9 protein-coding genes are annotated in these 12062 nt (G+C 44.0%); 5 read left to right on the forward strand and 4 right to left on the reverse strand.

Annotation, left to right across the window (positions count from 1 at the left end; translation table 11 throughout):
* Window positions 1–109 precede the first annotated feature (109 nt).
* Window positions 110–823 carry a trehalose operon repressor gene (gene treR / locus EL140_RS08110; protein WP_000760677.1) on the forward strand — a complete coding sequence of 238 codons (714 nt, stop codon included), beginning with the start codon at window positions 110–112 and terminating at the stop codon, window positions 821–823.
* Window positions 824–1075: 252 nt separating this feature from the next.
* Window positions 1076–6199: an SIALI-17 repeat-containing surface protein gene (locus tag EL140_RS08115; RefSeq protein WP_000716125.1), complete on the forward strand. Its 5124-nt coding sequence runs from the start codon at window positions 1076–1078 to the stop codon at window positions 6197–6199.
* 69 nt (window positions 6200–6268) lie between these two features.
* Here the strand turns inward: EL140_RS08115 and mraY are convergent, their stop codons facing one another.
* The 4 genes from mraY to rsmH are packed head-to-tail and all read right to left on the reverse strand — an operon-like array spanning window position 6269 to window position 10788.
* On the reverse strand, window positions 6269–7249 hold the full coding sequence (gene mraY / locus EL140_RS08120) for a phospho-N-acetylmuramoyl-pentapeptide-transferase (protein ID WP_000625795.1): 981 nt from the start codon (window positions 7247–7249) through the stop codon (window positions 6269–6271).
* A gap of 1 nt (window position 7250) precedes the next feature.
* Window positions 7251–9506, reverse strand: a complete 2256-nt coding sequence (gene pbp2x, locus EL140_RS08125; protein WP_000816040.1) for a penicillin-binding protein PBP2X — start codon at window positions 9504–9506, stop codon at window positions 7251–7253.
* A 3-nt stretch (window positions 9507–9509) separates the two neighbouring features.
* Entirely contained in the window at window positions 9510–9827 is a 318-nt protein-coding gene (ftsL, locus tag EL140_RS08130) for a cell division protein FtsL (RefSeq protein ID WP_000840795.1), read from the reverse strand.
* Window positions 9828–9837: 10 nt separating this feature from the next.
* The gene (rsmH, locus tag EL140_RS08135; RefSeq protein ID WP_000159388.1) at window positions 9838–10788 is read right to left on the reverse strand and encodes a 16S rRNA (cytosine(1402)-N(4))-methyltransferase RsmH; all 951 of its coding nucleotides are present in this window, start codon (window positions 10786–10788) and stop codon (window positions 9838–9840) included.
* A gap of 162 nt (window positions 10789–10950) precedes the next feature.
* Between rsmH and EL140_RS08140 the strand changes: the two genes are divergently transcribed.
* From EL140_RS08140 to EL140_RS09745, 3 genes are read left to right on the forward strand one after another with little or no spacing between them, the layout of a single operon-like run.
* Complete coding sequence (locus EL140_RS08140) at window positions 10951–11145, forward strand: helix-turn-helix transcriptional regulator (RefSeq protein WP_001082470.1); 195 nt, start codon at window positions 10951–10953, stop codon at window positions 11143–11145.
* 15 nt (window positions 11146–11160) lie between these two features.
* Window positions 11161–11703 carry a DUF3278 domain-containing protein gene (locus tag EL140_RS08145; protein ID WP_000712417.1) on the forward strand — a complete coding sequence of 181 codons (543 nt, stop codon included), beginning with the start codon at window positions 11161–11163 and terminating at the stop codon, window positions 11701–11703.
* A 10-nt stretch (window positions 11704–11713) separates the two neighbouring features.
* Complete coding sequence (locus tag EL140_RS09745; RefSeq protein ID WP_000838133.1) at window positions 11714–12055, forward strand: hypothetical protein; 342 nt, start codon at window positions 11714–11716, stop codon at window positions 12053–12055.
* Window positions 12056–12062: the final 7 nt, after the last annotated feature.

The raw sequence follows: 12062 nt of genomic DNA on the forward strand, positions 1-12062 counted from the left end.
CTTGTTTGTGATAAAAAGAGGATATTTTTGGATATTTTCTAGCACTTGTATGGTAAAATAGATACAAGTGTGTATAGAATAAGATTCAAAACTCATTTAAGGAAGCAATATGAAGAAATACCAACAACTATTTAAGCAAATCCAAAAAACCATTCAAAACGAGACTTACGCTGTCGGAGATTTCCTCCCCAGTGAGCACGACCTCATGAATCAGTATCAGGTGAGCCGTGACACCGTCCGAAAAGCTCTGTCCCTCCTCCAAGAGGAAGGATTGATCAAAAAGATAAGGGGGCAAGGTTCCCAAGTCGTCAAAGAAGAAACGGTCAATTTCCCTGTCTCCAACCTAACCAGCTACCAAGAACTGGTCCAGGAACTTGGACTTCGCTCTAAGACTAATGTCGTCAGCCTGGACAAGATCATTATCGATAAAAAATCCTCACTGATAACCGGCTTTCCAGAGTTTCGGATGGTTTGGAAGGTAGTCCGCCAGCGTGTGGTGGATGATCTGGTATCGGTTCTGGATACGGACTATCTGGATATGGAACTGGTCCCAAATCTCACTCGCCAAATCGCTGAGCAGTCTATCTACTCGTATATAGAGGACAACCTCAAACTCCTTATTGATTATGCTCAGAAAGAAATCACCATTGACCACACTAGCGATCGAGACAAGATTCTCATGGACATTGGCAAAGACCCTTATGTCGTTTCCATCAAGTCAAAAGTCTATCTCCAAGACGGGCGCCAGTTTCAATTCACCGAAAGTCGCCATAAATTAGAAAAATTTCACTTTGTTGACTTTGCCAAAAGACATCCGAAATAAACACTTACAGTTGGGGATACTCTCAACTGTTTTTTGTAGTAAACGATCTAGTTGATAGTTGGAAAAGAGGGACTGCTTGCTACTTATTCTACTATTTTAAGAAAAAACAACAGCAAATATGTATCTTGCTAAAAAGTTCTTGACAAATGCTAAGCGACCATTAGAATGGGAGGTGAGGAGATAAATAGAAACAAATTAAACGAAACTGCTTTATAAAATGTAAGCGGTTTCTAATACACAAAGGAGGGTTTTATGAAAAAACACTTTTGGGAGAAATCCTGTCGCTATAGCATCCGCAAGCTGACGGTTGGGACTGCTTCTGTTTTACTGGGGGCTGTTTTTCTAGTCAACCATACTGTAGCCGCAGACAGTGTTGAGGTCAAGCAAACTGAACCAACCTCTGTCGAAGCTATCACTAAGCCTGATAGTGAACCCAAAGCTGCTGAAGCTACTGAAACTACAAAACCATCTCTAGCCGAGAGTCCAGTAGTTTCCAAAAGCAAGTCAGCTGAGGAGACTAAGACGACAAATAGTCAAGCTAGTGAAGAAGCCATTGTAGAAGCTAAAGAAAATAAGGAACCTGAAAAAGCAGATCAGCCTGTGACAAAGCAAGAAAACTATCAACTCAACTACGATCAACCAACAGCTCCCTCCTATGATGGATGGGAAAAACAAGCCCTTCCTGTCGGAAATGGAGAGATGGGAGCCAAGGTTTTCGGACTCATTGGCGAAGAGAGAATCCAGTACAACGAAAAGACCCTCTGGTCAGGAGGACCACAACCTGATAGCACCGACTATAACGGAGGAAACTACAAGGATCGCTACAAGGTCTTAGCAGAGATACGTAAAGCCCTCGAAGCTGGTGACCGCCAAAAAGCAAAACAGCTAGCTGAACAAAATCTAGTTGGACCAAACAACGCCCAGTATGGACGTTACCTAGCCTTTGGAGATATCTTCATGGTCTTTAATAACCAGAAGAAAGGACTAGATACTGTAACTGATTATCATCGTAATCTAGACATCACCGAAGCCACTACGACCACTTCTTACACCCAAGATGGGACGACCTTCAAACGCGAAACCTTCTCCAGTTATCCTGATGATGTCACTGTAACCCACTTGACCAAAAAAGGAAACAAGACACTTGACTTTACCCTTTGGAACAGCTTGACAGAAGACTTGCTTGCTAATGGCAACTACTCTTGGGAATATTCCAACTATAAGAATGGTCATGTCACTACAGATGCAAACGGAATCCTTCTAAAGGGAACTGTCAAAGATAACGGCCTCCAATTTGCATCCTATCTAGGAATTAAAACGGACGGAAAGGTGACTGTTCAGGACGAAACTCTGACCGTTACAGGCGCAAGTTATGCAACCCTCTATCTCAGTGCCAAGACTAACTTTGCTCAGAATCCAAAAACCAACTATCGAAAAGACATTGACCTCGAAAAAACAGTTAAAGGGATTGTCGAAGCAGCTAAGTCCAAAGACTACGAGACACTTAAAAAGGCCCATATCAAGGACTATCAAAGTCTCTTTAACCGCGTTAAACTAAATCTAGGCGGAACCAAGACTACTCAAACGACAAAAGAGGCCCTTCAAGGCTATAACCCAGAAAAAGGGCAAAAATTGGAAGAACTCTTCTTCCAATATGGCCGATATCTACTCATCAGTTCGTCTCGTGATCGGACAGATGCTCTTCCTGCCAACCTCCAAGGAGTCTGGAACGCTGTAGACAATCCACCTTGGAACGCTGACTACCACCTCAATGTCAATTTGCAAATGAACTATTGGCCAGCTTACATGAGCAACCTTGCTGAAACTGCCAAGCCAATGATCAATTACATTGATGACATGCGCTATTATGGCCGTATCGCTGCCAAGGAATACGCAGGTATCGAATCCAAAGACGGACAAGAAAATGGTTGGCTGGTCCACACTCAGGCGACACCATTTGGCTGGACTACTCCAGGCTGGAATTACTATTGGGGTTGGTCGCCAGCTGCTAATGCCTGGATGATGCAGAACGTTTATGACTACTACAAATTCACCAAGGATGAGACCTATCTCAAAGAAAAGATCTATCCTATGTTGAAAGAGACTGCCAAGTTCTGGAACTCCTTCTTGCACTATGACCAGGCCAGTGACCGTTGGGTGTCTTCTCCATCCTACTCACCAGAACACGGTACCATCACCATCGGAAATACCTTTGACCAATCGCTAGTCTGGCAGCTATTCCACGACTACATGGAAGTTGCCAACCATCTGAAAGTCGACCAAGACTTAGTCACAGAGGTCAAGGCTAAATTTGACAAACTTAAACCACTTCACATCAATAAAGAGGGCCGTATCAAAGAATGGTACGAAGAAGACAGTCCGCAATTCACCAATGAAGGGATTGAAAATCACCACCGCCACGTTTCCCATCTAGTTGGTCTCTTCCCAGGTACGCTCTTTAGCAAGGACCAGGCTGAATACCTAGAGGCTGCGCGTGCTACCTTGAATCACCGTGGAGATGGGGGGACTGGTTGGTCTAAGGCCAATAAAATCAACCTCTGGGCTCGTCTGCTGGACGGTAACCGTGCCCATCGCTTACTCGCTGAACAGCTCAAGTACTCAACTCTAGAAAACCTTTGGGATACCCACGCGCCTTTCCAAATCGACGGAAACTTTGGAGCGACCAGTGGGATGGCAGAAATGCTTCTCCAATCACACACTGGCTATATTGCACCATTGCCAGCCCTTCCAGATGCATGGAAAGACGGTCAAGTTTCTGGCTTGGTTGCCCGTGGTAACTTTGAAGTCAGCATGAAGTGGAAAGATAAAAACCTGCAAAGCTTGTCCTTCCTTTCAAATGTCGGTGGAGACCTGGTTGTAGATTATCCAAATATCGAAGCTAGCCAAATCAAGGTCAATGGCAAACCAGTCAAGGCAACGATCCTTAAAGATAATCGTATCCAGCTTGCAACGCAAAAAGGTGACGTCATTACCTTTGAACATTTCCCTGGCCGTGTGACCAGTCTGACAGCCGTTCGACAAAATGGAGTCACTGCCGAACTTACCTTCAACCAAGTAGAAGGCGCTACCCACTATGTCATCCAAAGACAAGTGAAAGACGAAACTGGCCAAACCTCTGCGACCAGAGAATTTGTAACCAATCAAACCCACTTTATTGACCGATCACTAAATCCTCAACTCGCCTATACTTATACTGTCAAGGCTATGCTGGGCGAAGTTTCCACACAAGTTTCTGAACAGGCCACTGTCGAAACCTATAGCGAGTTGATGGACGACCGAGATAGCCGCATCCAGTACGGAGCTGCCTTTGGAAACTGGGCAGACTCAGAATTATTTGGAGGAACAGAGAAATTTGCTGACCTTTCAAAAGGAGACTACACAGACGAAGATCTCACTGCTACCATTCCTTTCACTGGCGTTGGTATCGAAATCTATGGACTGAAATCGTCTGAACTAGGTCTTGCCACTGCTAAAATTGATGGCAAAGAAGTCGGGGAGCTTGACTTCCATACTGCTGGAGCAACTGAAAAAGGTAGTCTCATTGGTCGCTTCGCAGGACTATCTGACGGACCTCACACATTGACTCTTAGTGTTAAACGTGAGCACAAAGGACGTGGTAGTGAGCGCTCGAAAATTTCATTAGACTACTTCAAGATCCTAGCAGGAACAGGCAATACGATTGAAAAAATAGATGATCGCGATTCGCGCATCCAGTATGGTGCCCAGTTTAAGGACTGGTCTGACCCTGAACTCTACGGAGGTACGGAAAAATACGCTGATATTAACAACAGCGACTCTAGTGCAGCTTCAGAAGCTCAGGCAACTATTTCCTTTACAGGGACGGGTATTCGTATCTTTGGCTTAAAGAGCCTCGCTCTTGGACGAGCACGTGTTACACTAGATGGCAAAGAAATGCCAAGTCTAGACTTCTACACTTCAGGTGCAACTGAAAAGAGAGCTTTTATTGGTGAATTTACAAACCTTACTGACGGTCCGCACACCCTGACACTACAAGTTGACCCAGATTCGCCAGAAGGTCGCAAGAAAATCTCTCTAGACTCCTTTGATATCATCAAAGCCCCTGCTGTTGGTATAGATAGCCCGAGCATTGCGCCTCTTAAGGAAAATGACAAAACCATTTCCTTAAGCCTACCAGCTGGAGATTGGGAAGCCATCGCAGTGACCTTCCCAGGTGTCAAAAATCCTCTAGTTTTGCGTAAGGTGGATGAAACACATCTAGTTACAAGTGGAGATCAGACTATCCTATCAATCCAAGACAATCAAGTTCAAATCCCAATCCCTGAAGAAACCGATCGCAAAGCTGGAAATGCCATTGAAGCTTATACCATTCAAGGAAATACCACAAGCAGCCCTATCGTAGCCGTCTTTACTAAAAAGGATGAGAAAAAGGTTGACGAGAGTCAGCCAACTACAAGAAAGGGGGACGAACCAGCTCCTACTGTTGAAATTCCGGAATACACCGATCCTATCGGAACGGCAGGGCAAGAGGAACCACCTACAGTGACAATTCCTGAATACACTAAACCTATCGGGACTGCAGGGCAAGAAGTGCCACCCACTGTAGAAATGCCTGAATACACCGAACCTATCGGAACGGCGGGGCAAGAAGAGTCTCCTACTGTAGAAAAGCCTGAATACACCGAACCGATCGGAACAGCAGGTCAAGAGGAAGCACCTACTGTTGAAAAACCTGAATACACCAAACCTATCGGAACTAGCGGAGATCAGGCCGCTCCAAGCCTTAGCCTTCCTGACTATCCAGTTCAAGTCTTAAAAGATAAGGAGACTGGAGTAGAAATCATCGGTGGAGCCAGCGACTTAGAAGGAATTTCTCACGTTTCTAGCCGACGTGTCCTAGCTCAAGAACTCTTTGGCAAGACCTATGACGCTTACGACCTACAACTTAAAAATCCAACAGATCATAGCGTACAGCCAAAAGGCGCTGTCTTAGTTCGCTTGCCTGTTTCAGCTAGCGTAGAAAACATCTACTACATCACTCCAACCAAGGAGTTGCAAGTCCTTGATTTCACCGTTCGAGACGGAAAGGTAGAATTCATCACTAATCATTTCAGTACCTATGCTGTCGTCTATCAAGCAACTGGAACAAGCTCTAACACAGAGGAAAAACCAAGTACTTCAGATGCAGAAACCTCAGCACACGAGGCTGAACAATTTCCAGCTAGTCCGAGCCTTGCTAAAGCTGGAAATCATTCTCCTAAAGAAGAACTTCCAGCAACAGGAGAAGTGTCCAACCCACTCCTCTTCTTAGCAGGACTCAGCCTAGCCCTTACAGCCACTTTTATGTTAAAAGGGAGAAAGGATGACTCCAACTAACCTTTAAACACACAAAAACAGGATGAAGATCACCTTCATCCTGTTTTATTTTGTCATCAAAAGTTAGTTTTACAGTAGGTATAAAAAGGCTAAGGTCAAGAGACTTGCTAGAAGCCCAACTCCCCAAAAGAAGAAGTCAACCTTCCACTCGCTCCAAGGATTGCCCTTGCCTGAGAATCCTCCAAGCTCGAAATGGTGATGCACAGGTGTCATACGGAAAATACGTTTTCCACCACTAAGTTTGAAGTAGGTAACCTGCATCATAACAGAGCTTGTCTCAAAGACATAGATAATCCCAATCAGTAAAAGGGTCCATTCTTGGTGGAGGGCCATAGAGATTGCTGCCAGCATCCCACCAAGAGCCAAACTTCCCACATCTCCCATGAAGACCTTGGCAGGCTTGTGGTTAAAGACGAAGAAACCTAGCAAACCACCAATCATGGCAAGAATCACAAGAAGGATATCCAGTTGATTTTGCATATAAGCAATCACACCGTAGGCCGATAAGCTAATCACCACGGAAATACTTGCTAAGCCGTCAATCCCGTCTGTCAAGTTTACTGCGTTTGAAAAGCCAACTAGCCAGAAAAGGGCAAAGAAAATATAGAAAATGCCTAGATGAACTTGGTAGCCAAAGACCGAAAGCATGTCGCCACCACGCTCATAAAAGAGGTAGAAAATCACTCCTCCAAGGAGCTGGAGAGCAAGTTTTTGCTTGGGATTTAAGCCTTCGTTAATCTTACGAAAGACCTTGAGGAAATCATCCAAAAAACCTACCAAACCATACAAAACCAAGATAAACAAAATCATGCCTACATTGTTGGTCAATTGTTGGGTAAAGAGAGCGACAAGGAAGCTCACAACAACTGCAACGATCAGGAAGACAAGACCTCCCATGGTTGGAGTTCCAGCTTTAGCTTGGTGTTGCTTGACATCCTCGTGCATCTGCTGACCTGTAATCTGTGCTTTTCGATAAAATCGGATAAAGGCTGGAATACCTATCAAGGTCAATAGAAAGGCTAGAACTCCAGCACTAATGGAACTAATCATCTTAATCTCCTAAAGTTATTTTCATTTTTTTAATGTCTTTAAGGGCTGTATTGGCACGGACACTTTGTTTCTTGACCGTTTTGCCACTACCTTCCCACTCGACTTCTATATTCAGCCATTTGGCAAATGTTTGCACATTTTCATCTGTCCAGCCATACATATCAGGCATTTCTTCGACCTTATCTGACAGGATCAAGATTTGCTGATTGGCTTCCAAATTATCTCCTTCAGAAACCGAGAGTTCCTTGATCTTGGTTCCTGTTCCGATAACGATTGGTTGGACAAGGTTACGACGCAATTCCTCTGCGAGGTCACCTGGGGTAAAGTCCTTGGTAGCTGGCATAGCATAGCTTGTCGTCTTGCTGACCTGATCCAAGCTCTTGGCAGTTGACTGAAGATTGAGGGATTCTTTAGTGGCAGAAGCTCGCTCAAGGATTGGGTTGGCAAACTCCCCAAGCTGAACACCCGAATAATGCTCTGGCTGTTGCACCGTTACATAGAGGATAAAGTCAGGATTTTCTGCAGGATGCATCGACACAACTGAGAAGATATAGTTGGTTTCACCTGTCAGATAGCCCCCATTCTTCTCATCGGCAATCTGAGCAGTCCCTGATTTCAGGGCAACATTCTGTCCCGGAACATTGACATTTGGTTTTCCTGTACTGTGGTTGTACATGGTACCGTAGACAGGATCTGTTCCGACCATGACCATGTGCTCCCGAGTAGAGGACGCTGCTGCTTTTGACACAGGATTTCCGACAATTTCCTTTTGAGACTTACGAACAGACTGGTCATTTGGATCATAGAGGGCACTGATAAATTTCGGCTCCAACATAACCCCATCGTTGGCAATAGCTGTAAAGGCACGAAGCATCTGGGTCTGGGTAACAGAAATCCCTTGTCCAAATGAACTCATGGCGATATTGACAATGTTATCAGCAGGCAATTGACCTGTGTACTCATCCGCCAGACCAAAACGGGTCGGCACCCCAAACTTAAAGCGGTTAAGGTAGTCCAGCCAGGTTGCATCCCCCATCTTTTGCTCAAGCAAGGTCATTCCGATATTACTTGAGTGGGCAAATCCTTGAGAGAAGGTCATAGTGCCACCACTGGTCAATCCTTCATTGACGTCCCAGTCTCGAATGGTCGCATCAGCTATTTTCAATTCGCTACTGTTAAAGTATTCGCCACCAGGGAAGGTATTGTTGTCAATAGCCGAAGCTAACATCATCACCTTCATGGTTGACCCTGGCTCATAGTTACTTTGATAGAGGATATCACGCCAGACAAAGTCTTTTGTGATGCCATCCTTGGTATCTGCATTAAAGGTCGGCCGTTGGGTCGTAGCCAGGATTTCCCCTGTTTTAGCGCTGACCAAGGTAGCCGTCATATACTTGCCTTTTACCTTTTCCTGAAAGGCATCCATCTGGGTTTCCATAAAGGATTGCAAGGGACTAGAAAGGGTTGTGTACACATCCTTTCCATCTACCGTTTGTTGAGAAGCTTGATCTGTACCCGGAACAATATTTCCCAGACGATCCTTCTCATAGGTGATGATCCCATCTGTACCCGCCAGAATGTTATTTAAAGAACTCTCCAATCCAGATGTCCCAATCAAACGTTTGGTGCCATCCTCATTTTCATGGAGTTGCGCTAAACCGATAAAGGAAGAAGCAAACTGTCCATTGGGATAACTGCGGTTAGGGCTAGTTGTAAAGTCAACTCCCTCAACACCAGCAGTTTTGAGGTCATTTTTAATAGCCATCATATTGGCATAGGTGATCCCATTTCCCTTGGTCCCAAAGGATACCTGTTTTAGATCTGGTTGAGAAAGCTGTTCTTTGACATAAGACTCCTCCATATCCAGATACTTATGGAAAATTTCAGCTACCTTATTAAATTGAGAATCCTCTACATAGAGAATTTTGCCTGTTGCTGACTTGTAGGTCTTATCAATAACGGCATAGATATTATACGAAGTCGCATCCTCTGCAATAGGCGTTCCATTACGATCGTAGATGGTTCCCCGTTTTGCAGGAATCGTCTTGGTTGTTTGGTGAACCTTGTTGGCTTCTTGAACCAAGTCCTTACCAAATTTTTTACCCGTTCCGATGATGACCGCAAAGTTGACCAAAAAGACAGCGAAGAGTATGACAGCCAATAAACTCAGGCTTTTCCCTACTCTTCGGCGATTTTCTTCTGGAGATTTACGGTTACGAACGGCATAACGGATGATTTTTTCTTTCCACTGTTTCATTTCTTACTCCGCTGCTCGGATATTTTCGTTATTCAGCTGCAAATCTTTAGAGTTTGCAATCTCTTTCAAACGTTCTGAACGAATCAATTCATTGACCTCTTGCTTGGCATCATCTAGCTCGGTTTTCTTTTCTTCGATTTGAGCATTGACCTTGGTCAATTCATTCTGAACTTGTAATAGCTTGGTCTGCATAAACACAACGCTAATTGCCAGGATAATCATTGTTGCAGCAATCGAAACATAGAAGGCCTTTTCCACACGTGAAAAACCTTTGAACTTCGTTTGCAATAACTGGCTTGTTTTTTCGATTCTTTCTGCCATGTTTTTCCTCTTACTTGTGAATTTTTCTAGCCACGCGCAACTTGGCTGAATGCGAACGATTGTTGGCTTCTAGCTCTTCAGCACTTGGCAAGATTGGCTTACGGGATACCAATTCCATCTTGGGCTTAAGGTCATCTGGAATGAAGGGCAAGCCTTTGGGAACTTCCACTGTTGAAGCTTCCTTGAATAATTGCTTGGTCAAGCGGTCTTCCAGCGAATGGAAGGTAATGACCGAGATTCTACCATCCAGAGCCAGCATGTCCATGGCCTGCTGGATAGATTCATCTGCAGCGCCCAGCTCATCATTGACTTCGATTCGGATAGCCTGAAAAATCTGCTTGGCAGGGTGTCCCTTTTTCTTGAGCTCCTTGGCAGGCTTGGCCGACTTGATAATCTCTGCCAACTCCGTCGTTGTCTCAATGGGTTTCACCTCACGCGCTTGCTCAATCTTACGAGCTATCTGTTTAGAAAACTTATCCTCACCATACTTGAAAAAGATCCGAACCAAGTCATGATAGTCATAATGATTGACCACCTCATAGGCCGTCAGACTAGCTTCCTGATTCATCCGCATATCCAGTGGCGCATCCTTTTTATAAGAAAAACCACGTTCACGCTGATCCAGCTGAGGACTGGACACTCCCAAGTCATAACAAATTCCATCAATTTCCTGGACACCAGCCTCCTGCAAACGTGCCTGCAAATGACGGAAGTTATCCTTGATAAAGGTTACCATCCCCTTTTCGATATAGGGTGCCAACCGTTTTTGCGCATTGTCAATGGCATTCTGGTCCTGGTCAAAGGCATAGAGATGCCCTTTTTCGCTCAATTTACTTAATAAATATTCGCTATGGCCTGCTCCGCCCAAAGTCGCATCAACGTAGATACCGTCAGGTTTTACGTCAAGCATATCAATCGTTTCATGAAGCAAGACCGTTACATGATGAAATTCTTTTGTCATATCCTATCTATTTTACCACAAATCTGACCAGCTTGCACTTGTCAGACAAGGCTAAGTTTCTTCGAAAAAAATTCTCAAAAATATGTCATATATACTTGACACCTCATCCCCAAAAGAATATAATATAGTCAAATATATACGACATATCAGAAAGGAGACCCTATGAATCGTGTGAAAGAATTCCGCAAGGAACTGGGCATTTCCCAGCTCGAGCTCGCCAAAGATATCGGTGTCTCGAGACAGACCATCAACATGATTGAAAATGACAAGTACAATCCAACCCTAGAACTCTGTCTCAACCTCGCCCGCAGCCTCCAAACTGACCTCAATAGCCTCTTTTGGGAAGACGATTTTTAAAAAAGGAGCAAACAAATGAAAAAAGAAACTCTCACTGAAAAACTCATCAAACGCATATACGGTATTTCTGGTCCCCTTGACGAACACAAACGGCGCGAGGCCGATCGTATCGGGAATCAGGTCTTTATTGTCCTCTTTTATCTGATGACATTTGGCAATCTTATCCCGCTCGTTCTTGCCTATAAATACCCGCAAATTGTCGCTATCGGCTATCCTCTCGTGGTGTTTAGCATTTCGATGATGGCTGCCCTCTATGTAGTCTCTCAAACCAAGAAAACGGGCATCACAGCCATTGATCCCGAAATGCTGAGTCAAAAAGAAAGTAAAAAGCTACATTTTCCGGGTCTAAAAGCCGGTCTGATCTACGGCATAGCGATATTTTTTATAATGCCACTCATCGATACCCTAACCAGTGAAAATCCAAATTTCATCAGTTCTCTTCTGAATTCAAAACATATTTTAAAAACGATACTGGGAGCGTTCTTTTTTGGACTGATGATGCAAATTATCGTCTCTCTTCGCATTCAAAAGGCCAAGAAAGACCAAGAAGACGACTAGGAGGTGCCTTATGAAATCACTAGCTAGACTACTGATCAGTCATGTTTTTATCAGTATCTTTGTTACCTTTTTCCTACTTTCTGGACATCTTGAGCATCCTTTCTTGATTATCTTTCTTTTATTCCTTCCTGTATTGAACAAGGGACAGAGATTCCAGAAAATCCAATCAAAAAAAATACGTCTTCTAAACGCATCTCTCTGTTTTATCCTCGTATCCTTTCCACAACTTTTAACAGATCCTATGGATTGGAGATACCTGGTATTTCTAATAATCTGTATCATTTTTAGTTTGGTTTACTTCTATACTCTCTATCAACTCTTTAAAGAAGTCAATCAAAAATCGCTCATTTAGGAGGTTA

Origin of the sequence: Streptococcus oralis ATCC 35037 (assembly GCF_900637025.1) — a bacterium.
Lineage (GTDB): Bacteria > Bacillota > Bacilli > Lactobacillales > Streptococcaceae > Streptococcus > Streptococcus oralis.